The organism is Dokdonella sp. (assembly GCF_036518555.1).
Taxonomy (GTDB): Bacteria; Pseudomonadota; Gammaproteobacteria; order Xanthomonadales; family Rhodanobacteraceae; genus Dokdonella_A.
On record NZ_DATDMY010000022.1, the window covers coordinates 1 to 17,385 of the forward strand.

General features: G+C 63.1%; 16 protein-coding genes and 2 pseudogenes. 6 read left to right on the forward strand and 12 right to left on the reverse strand.

Annotated elements, in window-relative coordinates:
* The 4 genes from VI238_RS01305 to VI238_RS01320 form a co-directional block, all read right to left on the reverse strand.
* Positions 1-898, reverse strand: an 898-nt coding sequence (locus tag VI238_RS01305) for a DMT family transporter (protein WP_331647625.1), incomplete at its 3' end; no start/stop codon positions are given.
* Positions 899-961: 63 nt separating this feature from the next.
* Positions 962-1,174 carry a GDCCVxC domain-containing (seleno)protein gene (locus tag VI238_RS01310; RefSeq protein ID WP_331647723.1) on the reverse strand — a complete coding sequence of 71 codons (213 nt, stop codon included), beginning with the start codon at positions 1,172-1,174 and terminating at the stop codon, positions 962-964.
* A 7-nt stretch (positions 1,175-1,181) separates the two neighbouring features.
* On the reverse strand, positions 1,182-1,823 hold the full coding sequence (locus VI238_RS01315; protein WP_331647627.1) for a hypothetical protein: 642 nt from the start codon (positions 1,821-1,823) through the stop codon (positions 1,182-1,184).
* Positions 1,824-1,825: 2 nt separating this feature from the next.
* Complete coding sequence (locus tag VI238_RS01320; protein ID WP_331647629.1) at positions 1,826-2,179, reverse strand: mercuric transporter MerT family protein; 354 nt, start codon at positions 2,177-2,179, stop codon at positions 1,826-1,828.
* A 70-nt stretch (positions 2,180-2,249) separates the two neighbouring features.
* Between VI238_RS01320 and VI238_RS01325 the strand changes: the two genes are divergently transcribed.
* A complete protein-coding gene (locus VI238_RS01325) occupies positions 2,250-2,651 on the forward strand; it encodes a MerR family transcriptional regulator (RefSeq protein ID WP_331647631.1) in 402 nt (133 codons plus the stop codon).
* 35 nt (positions 2,652-2,686) lie between these two features.
* Here VI238_RS01325 and VI238_RS01330 read toward each other — a convergent pair whose 3' ends face one another.
* From VI238_RS01330 to VI238_RS01355, 6 genes are all read right to left on the reverse strand, one after another.
* On the reverse strand, positions 2,687-5,857 hold the full coding sequence (locus VI238_RS01330) for an efflux RND transporter permease subunit (protein ID WP_331647633.1): 3,171 nt from the start codon (positions 5,855-5,857) through the stop codon (positions 2,687-2,689).
* Entirely contained in the window at positions 5,854-7,374 is a 1,521-nt protein-coding gene (locus VI238_RS01335; protein ID WP_331647635.1) for an efflux RND transporter periplasmic adaptor subunit, read from the reverse strand. The genes VI238_RS01330 and VI238_RS01335 overlap by 4 nt, the downstream gene beginning before the upstream one ends.
* A 1-nt stretch (position 7,375) precedes the next feature.
* Entirely contained in the window at positions 7,376-8,686 is a 1,311-nt protein-coding gene (locus VI238_RS01340; RefSeq protein WP_331647637.1) for a TolC family protein, read from the reverse strand.
* A gap of 66 nt (positions 8,687-8,752) precedes the next feature.
* Positions 8,753-9,136 (reverse strand): hypothetical protein, encoded by a 384-nt coding sequence (locus tag VI238_RS01345; RefSeq protein WP_331647639.1) that lies wholly within the window; start codon positions 9,134-9,136, stop codon positions 8,753-8,755.
* A 106-nt stretch (positions 9,137-9,242) separates the two neighbouring features.
* Positions 9,243-9,536: a hypothetical protein gene (locus tag VI238_RS01350; protein WP_331647641.1), complete on the reverse strand. Its 294-nt coding sequence runs from the start codon at positions 9,534-9,536 to the stop codon at positions 9,243-9,245.
* A gap of 112 nt (positions 9,537-9,648) precedes the next feature.
* Entirely contained in the window at positions 9,649-9,939 is a 291-nt protein-coding gene (locus VI238_RS01355) for a helix-turn-helix transcriptional regulator (protein ID WP_331647643.1), read from the reverse strand.
* Between the two features lie 412 nt (positions 9,940-10,351).
* On the opposite strand from VI238_RS01355, the gene VI238_RS01360 reads away from it, so the two are divergent.
* From VI238_RS01360 to VI238_RS01370, 3 genes are read left to right on the forward strand one after another with little or no spacing between them, the layout of a single operon-like run.
* Positions 10,352-10,903, forward strand: coding sequence for a hypothetical protein (locus tag VI238_RS01360; RefSeq protein ID WP_331647645.1), 552 nt, complete (start codon positions 10,352-10,354; stop codon positions 10,901-10,903).
* Positions 10,904-10,926: 23 nt separating this feature from the next.
* The gene (locus VI238_RS01365) at positions 10,927-11,580 is read left to right on the forward strand and encodes a hypothetical protein (RefSeq protein ID WP_331647647.1); all 654 of its coding nucleotides are present in this window, start codon (positions 10,927-10,929) and stop codon (positions 11,578-11,580) included.
* Entirely contained in the window at positions 11,580-12,332 is a 753-nt protein-coding gene (locus VI238_RS01370; protein ID WP_331647649.1) for an enhanced serine sensitivity protein SseB C-terminal domain-containing protein, read from the forward strand. The genes VI238_RS01365 and VI238_RS01370 overlap by 1 nt, the downstream gene beginning before the upstream one ends.
* A gap of 109 nt (positions 12,333-12,441) precedes the next feature.
* Here the strand turns inward: VI238_RS01370 and VI238_RS01375 are convergent, their stop codons facing one another.
* The gene (locus tag VI238_RS01375; protein WP_331647651.1) at positions 12,442-13,881 is read right to left on the reverse strand and encodes a choice-of-anchor Q domain-containing protein; all 1,440 of its coding nucleotides are present in this window, start codon (positions 13,879-13,881) and stop codon (positions 12,442-12,444) included.
* 137 nt (positions 13,882-14,018) lie between these two features.
* On the opposite strand from VI238_RS01375, the pseudogene VI238_RS01380 reads away from it, so the two are divergent.
* Positions 14,019-14,189: pseudogene (locus VI238_RS01380) on the forward strand (thioredoxin family protein); the annotation flags it as partial.
* A 463-nt stretch (positions 14,190-14,652) separates the two neighbouring features.
* Positions 14,653-14,928: pseudogene (locus VI238_RS01385) on the forward strand (transposase); the annotation flags it as partial.
* A gap of 291 nt (positions 14,929-15,219) precedes the next feature.
* Here the strand turns inward: VI238_RS01385 and VI238_RS01390 are convergent.
* Entirely contained in the window at positions 15,220-16,761 is a 1,542-nt protein-coding gene (locus VI238_RS01390) for a hypothetical protein (protein WP_331647655.1), read from the reverse strand.
* Positions 16,762-17,385 lie beyond the last annotated feature (624 nt).

The following is a 17,385-nucleotide window of genomic DNA, read 5'->3' on the forward strand; positions in this document are numbered from 1 at the left end:
CGTGCGCATGGCTTTCGCTGACGTGCAGCCATACGCCGATTGCCATGAGGAGACCGGCAATATCGAAGGCGAGATTGGGTGTTTCGCGCAGCAAGGCAAGAGATAGCGCGGCGCCCACAAATGGCGCTGTCGAGAAGTACGCGCCGGTTCTCGCGGTACCCAGATGTCGTAACGCGATCACGAACATCACGAGGCTGACACCATATCCGACGAGACCCAACGCCGCCGCGGCGGCAACGTGCGTCAAATCCGGCACGTGATAACCAAGACTGAGCGCGATGCCGGTGTTGATGGTGCCTGCGCAGGCCCCCTTGATGGCTGCGACCTGGACGGGATCGCCTCCTGAGACGGCGCGAGTCAGGTTGTTGTCGATCGCCCAGCACAGACAGGCGGCAGCAATTGCCAGTGCCGCCCAGGGGAACCGTGTCTGCGCATCCGATTGCACGGCGAGAACGATGCCCCCAGCGACAATCGCGAGCATTCCGAGAAACACGCGTCGGTCGACGTTCTCGCGAAAAACAACCCAGGCGATGAGTGCGGTCAACACGCTTTCGAGATTCAGCAACAACGAGGTTGTCGATGCCGGCGTCGCGGCGAGGCCGAGCATGAGCAGTGCCGGGCCGAGGATCCCGCCAAACGCGATTGCGCCGCCCAGCCACGGCAGGTCACGACGCCTTAGCGGTGCTTCGCTTGTGACATTCCGGACCAATCGCCGTAGCAGGAGCCAGAGCCCAAGGCCGATCCCGGAGCCCGCATAAAGCAGGCCCGCCAGAAGGACGGGATGGATGCTCCCAAGCAGCGTCTTCGCGAGCGGCGTGCTGGCGCCGAACAGTGTGGCGGCCAGCAGGGCTGCGCCAACGCCAGTGGGCAGTGGATTGGAAGCCATCTTCATCGCCATACGTTACGTCGTCCTGGTCCTGCGCGCCGCATGAGCCGCACGTGCGCCATGAAGCGCAGCACGTTACTGCCCGCAACAGGACTTTTGCTCTTGTATCGGCGGACACGGCACGTCGCCGTACGAGCAGAAGACGCAACAATCTCCCGCTTTTGGCTTCAAGAACGCACCGCACTGGGAACAGTCGAAGAAGAACAGGCAGGCGTCGGTGGGCATGGTTTCGACGGTCGCATGCCCACAGTGAGGACAGGTCAACGTGCTCGTCAGGATCAGCGTCATCGACATGTCACTTACCCGTCGGCGCTGATGGCAGGCTGTTCAAAAGTGTGCGTGCCTTTGCTGCAAACGCATCCTTGTCGAGAAACGGGCGGCCGGGTTGCCCGCTTAGGGTCGAAAGCTGGTGCATGAACAGCGCGGGTGTCGATACTGTGCCCGCTGGCCACGTCGCATCCGCAGCATAGACCATCCAGACGTCCCACGCGTACACCGGTTTGCCTTCATGCTCGAGGTGAAATGCGTCTTGCACCTGACGCCCGAAGCTGCCCGATGGATTCCAGTAGTGATGCACATTGGGGTTATGCATGAGTTCCATCGATGGCGGAATGTCCTTGGCCGTTGCACCGAGGACCGGCACATGGACGACAAACGTCTGCAGGCGTGCATCGGTGATGCTGGCCAGGAGCGCGTCATTCACGTCTGCCATACCGCGCAGACAGACCGCGCACAGCGGGTCGACGATTAACACGAGGCGGACCGATCCCCGCGCGCGATTGAAGTCCTCTCGCAACTGGCTTGCATCGTCGTTGAGCACCGTCACGCTTGAGAGGGGTGCCGGCGGCGTTGTCTGATCGGTAGCAGAACACGACATAGCGCCTGCGCAGAGGGCAATCAGGAGCAGCCAGGAAACAGTTCTCTGCACCGTGAGCATCCTTAGTTCGGCGTAAACAACGTCGGCATCAGCGCAGACACGGCGAGGACGGCTACGATCGCAGCGGCGATCCAAACGGTCCAGCGCAGTCGACGTTTGCTGGCGGTGACGCACGTGCCATCGGCACAAGCCCGCGCAGGCCGGTAGGCCCAGACAAAGGCCACAGCGAGCAGGATGCCGGCGGCAATCAGTGCGTACGGCTGCAGTACCGCCAAGCGGGCCAGCGCGACGGCACCGCTGACACCCAGCAGGCTCACCGCCCACGGCGCAATACAGCACGTCCCTAGGGCTGCGGCGAACGCACCTAAACCGAGAGCGCCGCTGGCGGCGCCAATGACGCGTTTGTTGTCGCTCATGCGTGAAATGCTCGATCGGAGGGAACTGAGCGTGTAGCTTAAGGTCCGTACTACGGTACGGAGTCAAGCCATGCCCACGCCCTTTACCATCGGCGGTCTCGCGAAAGCGGCGGCCGTCAACGTCGAAACCGTCCGCTACTACCAGCGCCGCGGACTGTTGCCGGAACCCACCCGCCCATTGGGCGCGATTCGCCGCTATGACGCTGCGGACGTCGACCGCTTGCGCTTCATCCGACGGGCTCAGGCGGTGGGCTTCACGCTGACCGAGATCACCACGCTGTTGAACCTGCGGTCTCGCGTCTGCTGCAGCAAGACCCGCGCGTTGGCAGCTGCTAAAGTGTCTTTGATTGACGAGCGTCTCAACGAATTGCAGCAGTTGCGATCGGAACTCGCGCATTGGATCGCCGATTGCGACGCGAACGCCACCGATGCCAGCTGCCCGGTGATCGAGCATTTGGATGCGCATGCTTGAGATCGCAGACATGATGATGATCGACGCTGATCTCCTCATACTGCGCCAGGTTGAGGCGTAGCTTGAGAAGCCCTGGCCGCCGCCAACCTGCGGCCACGTAGCAAGCGATACACGACCGGTATCACGAGCATCGACAAGAGCGGCGCTGTCACCATGCCGCCGACCATCGGTGCAGCAATGCGCTGCATGATTTCCGAACCGGTGCCGTGGCCGAGCATGATCGGCAACAGGCCGGCAAGGATCACGGCGACGGTCATCGCCTTCGGCCGTACGCGCTGCACTGCACCTTCGCGGATTGCAGCGACCAGCGTCGTTGCGTCTGCGCGTTCGCCGGCCGCGAGACGCCCCTCCCATGCGTGTTTCAAGTACAGCAGCATGATCACGCCGAATTCGGCCGAGACGCCTGCGAGCGCAATGAATCCGACCGCTGTGGCGACCGACATCGCGTGACCGAGCAGCAGCATGACCCAGAACCCGCCGATCAAAGCGAACGGCACGCTGGCAAGGATCAGCAACGCCTCATCAACGCGACCGAACGTCAGGTACAACAGCACGAAGATGATCACGAGCGTCGCCGGAATGACGATCTTCAACTTGGCGACCGCACGCTCCAGGTACTCGAACTGACCCGACCAGGTGACGGAGTAGCCCGCGGGTAGCGTGATCATGTGCGCGACACGCTCTCGCATGTCGTGCACAACGGACGCGAGATCGCGTCCACGTGCATCGACGTAGATCCAACCGGACAGCCGTCCGTTTTCGCTGCGGATCATCGGCGGGCCGTCGGCCAGTTCGATACGCGCCACGCTGCCGAGCGGCAGCTGCGCACCAGCCGGCGTCAGGATCGGCAGGTCACGCAGCTTCTGCACGCTGTCGCGCAGCTCGCGCGGATAGCGTACGCTGATCGGGAAGCGGCGGCGACCTTCGACCGTCTCGCCGATCGTTTCTCCACCGATTGCGGCCGACACGACGCTCTGTACGTCGGCGATGTTGAGTGCGTAACGCGCCGCGGCAGCGCGATCGATGTCGACGTCGATGTAGCGCCCACCGGTCAGTCGCTCGGCTAACGCGGAGGTGACACCGGGCACGTCCTTGACCGCGTGTTCAATCTCGGTAGCCACTCGGTCGATGACCGTCAGGTCGCTGCCGTTGACCTTGATGCCAATCGCGCTCTTGATGCCGGTGGCCAGCATGTCGAGTCGATTGCGGATCGGCGGCACCCACAGGTTGGTGAGGCCCGGCATGCGCACGCTGCGATCCAGGTCCTCGATCAATTTCTCCGGCGTCATGCCGGGTCGCCATTGCTCGCGCGGCTTCAGCCGCACTGTTGTTTCCTGCATCTCGATCGGAGCAGGATCGGTCGCAGTCTCGGCACGACCCGCCTTGCCGAACACGCTGGCGACTTCGGGTACGGTCCGGATCATCTTGTCGGTCTGCTGCAGAATCTGCGCGGCCTTGCCGGACGACAGACCGGGTAGCGCCGTCGGCATATAGAGCACGTCGCCTTCATCCAGCGGTGGCAGGAATTCTCCTCCGAGACGGCTAATTGGCCAGAGCGTAGCGAGCAGCAGAACCGCAGCGATTGTGAGGGTCGTCTTCGGCCAGCGCAGGACTGCGTCGAGGATTGGGCGGTACAACGCGATCAATGCCCGCGACAGCGGGTTCGCCTGTTCGTCGGGAATGCGACCGCGGATCCAGTAGCCCATCAGTACCGGGATGAGCGTGACCGACAGACCAGCCGCGGCAGCCATCGCGTAGGTCTTGGTGAATGCGAGTGGCGCGAACAGGCGCCCCTCCTGCGCTTCCAGCGTGAAGACAGGCACGAAGGACAACGTGATCACGAGCAGGCTGAAGAACAACGCCGGCCCGACCTCTGCTGCTGCGTCGCCAATCAGTCGCCAGCGCTCTTCAGTACCTAACAGCCGATCAGGATGCGCGTGCTGCCAGGCTTCCAGATGCTTGTGTGCGTTCTCGATCATGACGACGGCGGCGTCGACCATCGCACCGATCGCGATCGCGATCCCGCCCAGCGACATGATGTTCGCGTTAATACCCTGTGCGTGCATCACGATCAATGCCACCAACACACCCAGCGGCAACGCGACGATTGCGACGAGCGCGGAACGCAGGTGGAACAGGAATGCGACGCAGACCAGTGCGACGACGAGAAACTCCTCGAGCAGCTTGCCGCGCAGGTTGTCGATCGCGCGTCCGATCAGCTGCGAGCGGTCGTAGGTTCCGACGATCTCGACACCGGGTGGCAGGCTGGCTTTCAGCGTCGCCAGTTTCGCCTTGACTGCATCGATCGTCGCTTGGGCGTTCTTGCCAGAACGCATCACGATAACGCCGCCAACGACTTCGCCTTCGCCATCGAGTTCGGCGATGCCGCGACGCATCTCGGGGCCGAGTTGCAGACGTGCGACGTCGCCGAGCAACACAGGCACCCCGCCAGCACCGGTCTTCAACGGCACGACGCGGAGATCATCGAGTGATTTCAGATAACCGTTCGCACGCACGGCGTATTCGGCCTCGGCCAGTTCCAACACGGAGCCGCCGGCTTCGCCGTTCGCGTGTTGCACGGCCTCGACGACCTGGTTGTGCGTGATGCCGTACGCGCGCAGGCGGTCTGGGTCGAGCACGATCTGGTATTCGCGAACCATGCCGCCGACCGTCGCGACCTCAGCAACGTCGGGCACCGTCTTCAACTCGTATTTCAGGACCCAGTCCTGCAGGGCTCGCAGCTCAGACAGATCGTGCTGTCCGCTGCGATCCACCAGCGCATATTCGTAGATCCAGCCGACGCCGGTGGCATCGGGCCCCAGCGTTGCGCGCGCTCCGGCAGGTAATCGCGCCTGCACCTGATTCAGATACTCGAGTACACGCGAACGCGCCCAATACAGGTCCGTGCCATCGTCGAACAGCACGTACACGTAGGAGTCGCCGAAGAACGAATAGCCTCGCACAGTCTTCGCGCCGGGCACGGACAGCATCGTCGTGGTCAACGGATACGAGACCTGGTCCTCGATGATCCGAGGTGACTGCCCTGGCCAGCTCGTACGGATGATCACCTGCACATCGGAGAGATCGGGCAGCGCATCGACGGGCGTCTGTCGTAGCGCGTAGATGCCCCAGGCCGCGAGAAACAAGGCAGCGATCAGCACCAGGAAGCGCTGTGCGATCGACCAGCGAATCAGGCGCGCGATCATGGCGTGCCCCCATTGCGATTGAGCGCGATCTTCCTGATCTCGAACGCGCCATCGGCTCGGCGCACGAATGAGAAGCTCACCCGTTGACCCGGCTGGATGGAGACGGCCTCCAGCGACGCGGGCTTGATGAACGTCATCGTCATCGCGCCCATATCGAGCGACGCAATCGCGTCGGCCGCAATGGTCCAGTGATCACCCTCGATCCTCTCAACCATTCCGCTTGTCATGTGCAGCGGGCGGGCGTCATCGCTCGGCATGACCGCATCGTTCGCCCCGGTCGATTCATAGCTACCGCCACCGAGTCGCGCGAGCGTGCCGCTGAGGCTGGCTTCGGAGTCGATCAGGAATTGACCCGACAACACGACGGTTTCGCCGTCCTTGATGCCCTCGATCACGTTGGACTTCCCGTCGGCTTCGTCGCCGAGGCGGACTTCCTGCGGCCGAAAATGCCCATCGCCCTCGGCGACGATCACAACCGAACGCGTGCCGGTCGCAATCACCGCTTCGCTCGGCACCAGCACGCCGGCAGTCTTCTCGGCGGCACCCGCGAACGTGAGTCGAGAGAACATTCCCGGTGCGATCCGGTGACCGGGATTCTTGAGCACGATGCGCGCCGTCTGCGTACGCGTCGCCAAATCGATATCCGGCAGTAACGATTCCACCTGACCGCTGAAGCGTTCTCCGGGATAGGCAGGAAACTCGGCTTCGACCGAAGACGCGGGTGTCACGCGATGGATCTGTGCTTCCGGAATCGCCGCATTGACCCACACCGTGTCGAGGCCGTTGATGCGCAGCATCGGCGTACCGGCTGCCACGGTAGCGCCCTCGCGGACCGAGAGCTCCCCGATGACGCCATCGCGCGGCGCGACAATCGTGATCCGTGTTTGCGCCTGACCGCGTTGCTCGACGGCCCGGATCTGTCCTTCGCTCATGCCGAGCAGAAGCAGGCGCTCCCGCGCAGCGGTGCGCAGATCCTCGAGTCCTGGAGACCGGCTGCGCCGCAGCGACAGATACTCAGCCTGCGCTGCGGTCCAGTCCGGCGCGAGCACGGTGAGCAGCGGTTGGCCCTGCTTCACTGGGGTCAGCGGTGCGCGCACGTCGAGCCGTTCGACGATGCCGGCGGTTCGCGCTTGCACGACGGTCACGACGCGTTCGTCGAAAGCGACGGAGCCGCTCGCACGCACGCTCGAGACCAGCTGACCACGTTCCGCACGAGCCGTGCGCAGCCCGAGGGTTTGCACCTGGCGTGGATCGATACTGACGACATCGCCGCTACCGCCCGCATCTCCAGCGAATTTCGGCACGAGCTGCATGTCCATGAAGGGCGACTTGCCCGGATGGTCGAAGTGCTGGTCCGGAACCATCGGGTCGTACCAGTAGAGCGTCTTTTTTTCAGTCTGCGCCGACGCGGCCGACGTTGGGGTTGCGTCGTGTCCCCGGCGCATGCCAAACCAGGTGGACGTGATGCCGACCGCAAGGCCAGCGACGGCAACAACAATCAGCGGGATCGGGCGCATATCAACGCTCCTCCGGAAATGCGAAATGGAGCGTCGCCCAGGCTTGGCCGAGCGTGTTTTGTAGTTCGGTGTATGTGACACGTTGCTCGATGGCATCGTCGAGCGCAGTCAACGACGCCTGCAAATCGCCGCGTCCACCGCGGTAGGCCGCCAGTGCGGCATCGGCACGATCGTCGGCCAAGGGGATCAAATCATGTTCGTAGCGCTGCACGCGCTGGCCAGCATTACGCCAAGCGGTCAACGCCTTGCGCAACTCGGCAGTGTGCATGCGCAGCGCGTCGTCACGTTCCGCAGCGATCTGTTCGGCGGCCGCCACCTTGGATGCGATCAGCGGATCTTGGCGGTGCGTTCCGAAGATCGGTAGGTCAACTCGGAATTCCAGCGAGATCATGTTCGAATACCGCGGGCCGCGTTGCGCGTAGTCGAGCTCGACCGACCAGTCGGGATGCTTGTCCGCACGGGCCAATGCGATGTCAGCCTGCGCCGCCTGTTCGGACGCGGCGTAGGTCAGCAGCTCACGATGGCGCGTGATATGCGTGATCAACGCGTCTGGATCGATGCCGAGGTTCAACCAATCCGGCGCATCGCCCAAGGGACGTTCGGCCACACCGGGCAGCCAGCGAATGAAGTCGGCACGGGTATCGTCGACCTCGCGCTCGAGCTGATTGAGACGGTCGGCCAGCGCCGCCTGCGCCGCCTTGGCGGCGATCGCGTCGGCGGCTGAACTCCGGCCCGCACTCAGGGCAGCAGTGGCCGCAGCGAGTTGCGCATCGGCGCGTGGCTGCAGCGTTCGTACGAGCTCGAGCCGGCGCTGGGTCGTGGCACGTGCGATCCAGGCGCGGGCAACGCTCTCCCGTACGGAAAGGCGCTCGTTTGTCAGCAGCGCGCGTTCTCGGGCGACCATCGCCTGTGCTCGTTCGGTGCGCGAGCGGCGCTTCTCGCCTTGCGGGAAGGTCTGCATGACGCCGACCTTGCGCATCGTCATGAAGTCGCGGGTCAGACTGTAGGCATCGCCGGTCGTGACCGGAAGATTGTCGATGCCGGCGACCAGTTGGGGATCAGGCAACGCCCCCGCGGGTGCGACGGCGTCTTCAGCCGATGTGACGGCCGCTTTGCGTGCCTCGATGGCGGGTGAGTCCGCTTCGGCGAGACGCACGGCTTCGTCGAGCGACAAGGGGTGTGTATCGGTCTCGCCGGCAAACGCGAGCCGAGTGATACCCAGTGAAAGTGCGAGGACAGCAAGGCGCGCCCACGCGGGCGGCGCATGGCCAACGCCACGACGGAGCGTGCGCGCAATCGAATACGACAACATAGAACCTCCAACAGCAAACGCAGACGAGCCGCGCAAAGCGCGGCGCCACGAACTCGCGGTGGGGGCTCAAATCTGGAACGTGCAGTGCTGAATGGTCAGCGGAGGTGCGGTCGCCTTGGCAACAAGACGCGAAGCGCTCATGCCGTGCGTCTGCAGGAGACGATCGTCGGACACCGGCAGCCAGGTGGTCGCCGGCAGCATCGCCGGCACCGTCGGCATCGGCGGGTGATCAGGAGACGGCGGCTGGGGGAAGCAGTGCTGCTGGCAACGCGCCTTGTCCGTGGAACTACCACCGGTGTGACACGGCGTAACCTTGGCCAGGGTCATCACGGCCGTCGGGGTTCCGCTTTCCATCGGACAGACGTACGACGCCATGGCCAGCTGCTGGAACAGCAGGCCGAGTAGCGCTAGGAGCGCAATCCAGCGGCGATGGCGGCGTCGAAATGGCATCGGTTGATCAGGTACGCCAGCAATAGACCGTTCGGACGGGAATCAGCTTACACCGGTTCAGGTCGTCGCAAGTTGACCTGCCTCAACGGGCAACGTCAAGGCCCCACTATGCATTGCTGACAGTCTTGGAGTTTCGCCGCCGTCCAGAATATACGGCGGCTTGCCAACGGGCTACGTCCAATGCGCGTGCGAACGACCCACGGCGTCCTGAGATGTCGAACACCTCAACTTCCACTCGCTCCTGCGATAACGCCTTGCGGAAAGACGCCGGCGTCGCAAAGCCCAATTCCTTCCACAATGCCGACGGCGGAACGAATTCACCATAGCGATCGGTCAGACGCGACTCGAATTCTTCGACAAGCTCGGGCATCGCGGGGTCCGTCGGCTCTTCATCGATCACGCGAAGGGATCGGCGTGCGCACGGTAGACGCATCGACTTGCGGAGACAAGGCCAACGGGGCGTATGAGAGAACGCCGCCGCGAAGGTAGCAAGAAGCGCAAGCGTGAACTGGTCAGCTGGCAACCCGGCGCGTGAGCGCGGTCAACTCCCTGCGCACGCGGGCGATCAAGGCGTCGACCTCACTGGCACTCCCGCCCGTATACGACAGGGTCAATAGGGTAAGCGGATGTATGCCGAGAACATCGCAAATATCCGCGAGTTTGTTGAGTGTTGGGCTCTTCAGGCCGCGCTCGAGCGTGCTCATGTACGTGCGGCTGGACACATCGGCAAACGCCTCCTGGCTCAGGCCGCGCGATTTGCGGGCCATCTTGAGCGCTGCAGGAAGGGATCGCTTGCTCGGCATCCGTGAACTTCCGGGAATTCCCGGATGAAAGCCGATTGAGCCCTATGGGACTACAATCTATAGTGTTCATTTGAAGGAGCTGGCGCGGCAGGAACACCGAGATCGTCGATATGGCCGGATCGAGTGGCGGCAAACCTGCATGCCGAAATCACCTGTAGTCGAGCAAGGCTGTCCTTCCGACGTGGAGGAGCTCGGCGTCTTTGTCGCCATGGCCTTGCTCTCCACGCTCCAGGCCGGCGCCGACACTGGATTTCGCCGCGTATCGCCATACCCCGGGCTGGGTCCACGACTCGCGCCGCATCGGGCTCTCCGCCATCGATTGCTGCTGACGCTATTGCGTGCGGGCGTCTTGGAGCCGGTTCGATCTCGAGGCCGCTGCGACAACGCGGCCACCGACGCGACGTGGGCAGACGTGAGCTTCGAAGATGCCGACTGGTACATCGTGTGGGATGAGTTGACTCGGAGCAGCCTTCCGCTGCGGCTACGAGCCTACCTCGACACCTTCGCCTCGACACCGCGCACACGGGAAGTGCTCGGCGACACTTGGCAGGCTCTCGGTGTTGCCGAATGCCTTGCCTTTGGTGAGTACGCACTGTCTTCCCACAACCTCAATCCAAGCCTGGCGACCGCGGCGGCGGCGGTGCTCCCGCCCATCCTCGCGCAGCAGTCGATCGGACAAGGCTGCGCGCTGATGTGGAGCGCCGCCAAGAACGTCGCCGCTTGGTTCCTGCGTCATGGAGGGAGCGGCCAAGCGGCGGCAGAACGCGAGTTCGCTCGCTCGATGCACACGATGTGCGATCGCGCCGGCCTGGATCGGCCGATTGCGATGTTCAGTCGCCATGTGGCGATTCCGTTGAGCACGTTTGCGACCAATTTCGTCTGGACAAGTCGTTTGGGTGATGCCTATTGGACATCGCCTGTATCTGAGTCCGTGCTGGAGCACGCGCGACCGCATGCTGACTAGCCGATCGCGATGCCGGAGGAATCATGCTGAAGTGGAGCGAGTACTCGCAGGATGGCGTCTTGTTCGAGGCGTACCTGCCTGGCCATGAGTTGGAGGACCAGCAATGGCTGATTCGCGCCAGTCGAGACGGCGTGCTGCTCGCGGAGCGGCGGATCGAGTTGACATGGGTGCCGCGCTTTGGGCCGGATGCGGGTGACGTGGCTCAGATCGAGGCAGCACTCGACGCGATGCTCAAGGCGCTCTCTTCCGGTCGACTGGACGCTTCCCCCGACGGCCGTAGAGTTTCCTACGAGCCCGTTCATCCGCATCTGAAAGAAAACAATCCAGTCAACGCCGCTCTAGCGCATGGCGCGCTCGAGGACTACGGCAACGCGGCAAAGGTGTTGGATCTCGATGAGTCGATGTGCCGGGCCTTCGGCGGGCTACCCGCAGGTCTACCTATCGCCGGCACACTGCCCATGATGGTTACCAACGCGATGAGGGAGCGAATGGTGGCAGTTGGAAATGTATTCGACCAACTTCGGTCGCTGAAAGATCCATTTCGCAGAAGGCACTTCATATCGCAACTCGCTGCGGAGATGAGCGCGGGACGTCTCGACGGAGTCCGAGCGCTGAGCGACGAACTGACACGCGAGCACACCACGGGGGGCGAAGAGTCCAATGAGGAGCCCCGTTGATGCCAGGCCTGTCCGAACTCGAACACCTGCTAGAGCAGGCGACAAAAGAGCCCGGCTGGCGGCCGGCGTTCTATCGCCATTTGCTGGATGCGGAGATCTTGGCGCTCGTTTCAGCGCCTACCTTGCGCGGGAGCGGAACCCTTCCAGCAGGAACGCGTCTTGCTCTCGCCCATCTTCTTCGGGAGGACGGCACCTGGGTGGCGCCATTCTTCACGTCTCCGGCCAGGATCCAGCAAAGGGCACTGCAGGTAAGTCATTGCGTCGCAATGACGGGGCGTGAGTTCTTCGAGGCCACCCGAGGTTCGCCGTTGCACCTGAATCCCAATTGCGAGTTCGGACGGGAGTTCGTGCCTTGGGAGGTCGAAGCATTGCTCAAACACGGCTCGTTATGCGTGACGCCGGATCACGAGATTCTGTCGGTGATCCGTCTCGTTCAGTGGGAACCTCTCGACGATCTACCTCCGATGGCTAAGTCGCTTCGAATCCTGTACGCCACGCACCCGATCGTGAGCGCTGCATACCTGGTCAAGTATCAATGTTCTGACCAGCCAAGTCGCTCGAGTTGGTTGATTGGTGTGGTTGCCGCGTACGTTGACGAGATGATCTTTCGGGATACCGCCACGGTGTTGTATGACATCGATCCAGGAATAGTAATCGACGCAATCCCCCTCGATGTGGCGGACGGCGCGATCGGGCAGGCGATATCGGATAAGGTCCTCCCGTTCTACCGTCGCCTAGATGCTTTGCACTGACGCGGTGGTGCAATTTGACCCGACCACGAATGGCGCAGTTTGAGCGGCCATCAGGGACAGGTGCAGGCGACGCAGATGGGTCTCGTCTCGAAGTCGCAGCTCACCAGGGTCATCGACGCCGCGCTATGAGGTGGGCTGGCGCCTCTTCGAATGCGTCGAAGAAGATGGCGTCGGGCTGGAGCTCGAAGGCGCCGATGTCGGCTGTGCCTCCAACGACGCGCGGAGCACCGCGCTGGTCGTAGTGCAGATACTGCGTATTGTTTCCCGCATCAATCGCGGGGCTGCCCGGAAGAAGCGCGTGCGTCGGCGTCGTGCCGCCGTTGCCCGAGAGTGGTGCGAGCAAGGGATCCGCTTGCAGGGTGTCCGGCGGCAGCGGCTTGTTCGAAGCGACGACGAGATTGCCGAAACCGACGACCTGCGCCGTCCAGTCCGTCTCGCACAGATCCGCATCGACGCCGGCGATCGTATTGTTCGCGATGATCGAACTGCGGAGGCTGACGTATTCTTCGCCGCCGAATGCGAAGACACCACCGCAACTTGGCCCGAACTCTTCCGCTTCAGCGGTGTTGAACGCGATCGTACTGTTCCAGATCTTGAGCAGCGAATCCGTGCTGACGAGACCGCCCGCGCCCGTGTGCGCGGCATTATTGGAGATCGTGCTTTGCACGATTTCCGACTCGACGAATGGGCCATCGATGAAGCCGAGCACCGCACCACCTCCCATGTGGGCATAGTTGTCGCTGATCGTCGAGTTTCGAATATAGGCGGCATCCGCTACGAGGCCGCCGCCGAAGTTCACGCTCGCGTTGTTCTGCCTGCCGACCGTCGAGTTGGCGGACACCGAGCTGCCGGAAAGTACGAGGAAGCCGTTGACGTAAAGACCGCCGCCCACGGTGAAATCGCTCTCGGTTCCCGCAACGACCGCGTTGTCCTCGATGACCGCGCCATAAAGGGTCGCGTCGCCCACCACGTAGATGCCGCCGCCGAGGACGTTTGCCGGTAGAGGCGAAATGGATTCGGCGACGCAATTGCGCACGGTCATGCCAAAGCTCAAGAGATCGCCACGGGTATAGATGCATCCACCGACCGTGAAGTAATCGTCGGTTGCATGACGCCCATGCTCGATGATGACGCCATCCAGCTCCAGCGTGCCGCCGCCCATGTGACGGATGACGCTGCTGTTGCCCGCGCCCGATATCGTGACCCCCGCGCCGGAGAGCGTGACGTTGGCCTGGGCGCTCGACAATGCGCCCGTGGTCAGCGTAATCGTGCTGCAGGTCAGCTGACTCAGATCGATCCAGTCGTCGGCGGCCGCTACCGCGAGCGTATCGCGCAAACTCCCCGGACCATGATCGTCGCAATTGGTGACGGTGAGCCACGCCGGATGGCCTGCCGGAGGTGCGGCGCCGGCGAACGCGCCGTGGCACAACGCTGTGGCCACGCCGAGGGCAATCTGGCGCGCACGCAACCAAGCGATGCCGCCGGAGGCACGGCCCGACACTCGCGGACACGGTGTACCAGGGGCCCTGGAAATTTCGAAGCGATTCATGCAGCCCTCCGTGCCGGCCGTCAGTATAGTGAATTACATAAGCCCGCATTCTTCACCATCACCGACGCAACCTTCGCCAATGACGTCCAACAGTCGACAACGCCGGTGCTCGCGCAGCTCGCGGCGACTACGGCGGCCGCGTGAAGGTCGCCAAGCTCGAGATCGACCACAACCCGAAGACCGCGCTCGCCTACGGCGTGCGCTCGGCGCCGACGATGCTGCTGTTCAAGGGCGGCCAGGTGCAGGCGACGCAGATGGGCCTCGTCTCGAAGTCGCAGCTCGTCAAGGTCATCGACGCCGCATTGTGAGACGATCGTTCGCTATCGCATGAACACACCTTCCGAAAGCCGCGCCACTCAGGCGTTCAAGTACGCGCGCACGATCGTCGGGCTGCTCGTCTTCGTTGCCGTGGCGCGGGTTGTCGTCGACAACCAGCGCTACCTCAATCACAGCGTCCGCCTCACCGGATCGCGTGCCGGCGCGGAGATCGACGGCATCGTCGCGGCGCTCGATGGCGAAAAGATCGAGGAACCGCGCACCACCAAAGCCCAAGCGACAGTGGTCATCATCCGCGGTGCGTTCCGTCGACGGGCGGGGCCGATCACGGTCGTCGACATGGATCGCCGGCTCGCGGCGCAGGGCTGGACCCCCGGCAAGCGTGTGCGTGCGGACGAGCGTCTCTATAGCAAGGGCGATAACGTCGCCAGGATCACGGAAGGCAGTACGCCTGCAGACTATTCCGTTTCCATCGAATGGGGCAACGCGAACGTGATGTGCGAGCGCCGGCAGGAAACAAAGGGGACGGAGTCTGAGGTTTCCCCACAATTCCGACTTGCCAGAAAACGACGTGCAGGGTGGATAGTCGGAAAAACCTTGCATGACGAGGTGGTGGTCATCTATGCGCGTCGCATGCAGATCGAGCAGAGCTTCCGTGACCTGAAGCCGCATCGCCATGGCGTTGGCTTCGAGGACTCGCTGACCCGCACGCGCGAGCGACTGGCCCAGTTGCTGCTGATCTTGGCGCTCGCGACCTTCGTGGCATGGATGATTGCCCGTACTGCTCGTCGCGAAGTACTCGTTGCCGCCACTGCGACGCTGGTTCGATCAACTCGCGCGGGCGTACTGTCGTGGCATCGTATCGGTTGGCGGCTCTTGCGCGAGTGACGATGGCGCATCGACATTCGCTTCGGCGTCAAGGCGATCATCCACGACGGCGATGCGCTTGCGGGCGTGTGAAAAGTGGGGAATCCTCCGAACCCGACCCACCTTCTTCCAACCGGTGGCAGAAAAGCGGCCGGCGTGATCGCCGGCCGCTTCGTCAATGCATGCTGACGCGCACTAGTGGCTCGCGCTGACCGAAATCTCCCCGAGCAACTGCGTGGAATTTCCATGCGGGTAGAACCGGTAGCTGTAGGTCGTGCCTACGTCGAGGGGCGAACCCACGCTGCTCGATCCGAGGATCTCCAGCCCGAATTGCCATGGGCCGTTGTTGACCTTGCCCCAGAGATCGAGCGTCGCGTAGCCCGGCGCATTCCACGACAGCGTGAAGGAGCCGGTGGTTTGTCCCAGCGGGACGACGACGTGCGAAGGAGTGATGCGGAATGTCGGCTGCGCACCTTGCGTCGACGTCACCGAGAGCGATGTGAGAATGCCCGTGCTCGGGCAATTGGTCGCGGCCCCGTGCGCATAGAGGCGATAACCGTACGTCGTGTTCGGCGGCATCGGCACGCCGACGCTTCCGGAACCCGCGGTGACCAGGCCAGCGAACTGCCACGCGCCCGTGCCGACCTTGCCGCACCAGTCCACGCTCGAATAACCAGGAGCGTTCCAGCTGACGGTCGTCGAAGCGTTCGCGGCCCCGTAGGGAACCACCACGCTGCTCGGGCTCGCTGACATCGTGGGCTGCGGGCCACTCACCGCGCTGACGGTCAGGCTCGTCAAGAGATTCGTCGTCGTGCATGTTCCCGCCTGACCATGCGGATACAGGCGATACGCGTAGGTCGTTCCGGGTGTCATCGGCACGCCGACGTTGCCCGACTCGAGCGTCTGCAGGCCAGAGAACGCCCATGCGCCTCCATTGGTGCTGCCGCACCAGTCGAGTGTGCCGTATCCCGGCGCATTCCACGTGACGGTCGTCGCCGAAGAAGCCATGCCCCAGGGCACCGTCACCGTGGCGGGGCTCGCGTGCATGCTCGGTGCGGCACCGGCCGTTGTATGGACCACGACACTGGTGCTGTTGGATGTACTGTAGTGGTGCTGGAATGCATAGAACGTGTAGGTGGAGTTCGGCGACACGGCGAAGTTCGCCGAGCCGGCACCGACGTCATCCTTCCACACGATCAGGTTGCCTCCATCCTTCCGGTAAGCGATATCGGTGCGCCAGTTCGATGCCGTGCTGACGGCCGTCCAGCTCAGCGTGACATTCGCGCTCGCATGCTGGTACGGAACGACCACGTTCTGACTGCTCACCGTGATCTGCGGTGGCGGCGGCGTGTCCGACGGTGGATAGCAAGTAGTCGACGACTGGTTGACGCAACTGGTGTGCCGGATGGTGACGTAAGGTCCGGTGTTGACTCCGTACTGATACCCGCAAACATAGCCGTTCTGGGTGCTATCGATCACCCATCCCGGTGGAGCCGTGAGCGGCAGGCACGCATTGGCCTGGGCACCGACCGGCGAATCGCTGTAACGCCAGATCACGTCGACGTTCGGAGTGATCATGATGGGATTTCCACATGACGTCGGGTCCCAGGTTCTGTCGATCACGACATACCCGGATGGCACCGGCTGGCCATCGCAAATGTGGTCCATGGAACCCAACGCGCTCGCGCCGGACGAGAAAAGAAAAAGAGCGAGCAGAACAAGTCTGGCAATCATCATCGCTTCCTTGGATTGGTGGAAAACGGAACGGCAAGTACAAGCGGAAATTTCATTGCTTGGGCAGCGGAGCTCTCATGCAAGCGCGTCAAGCTCGATGACGCTGGGTGGGCTCGCGTGCCGGATGGGAGGACGCCTGGCGCGCACGACAAGCAGCGTGGCGCATTGCGCAAAAAGCACATGTGCCGTCCAGTTGACCCGGCAGTGCGGAAATTGCCATTCGAGAGCACGACGACCTATCGTCGGGCAGTGCGATCACTGGCGCGCGGGCCCGTAGCCATCGCTGATGGGAGTGCCCCGTGCGTCGTGGAGGTACGCCGAACCCGGTCTGCGTGCCCCGCCGGGAGCGGGGACGGTGAAATGCGCTATCCATTGCGCGGCAAGCCATGTCGATCCGGCATAGTGCGTTGGCGAATTGCCGCAGCGGCGATGCGCGCGCATGACCCAACCTCCGTCCATGTAAGTGCGCGGATCATGCCGCAACGGACGCGCGTGTCAATCTATTTTCTGCGGTGGTATCCACTTGTATCACAGCGGCGCTGGAGCGGAGCAAGATAAAAACCGGGCAGGTTCATCCATCTCCGTCAATGATGACCTTGGCTTCCTCGCGCGCGCTCAGCGTCGAGG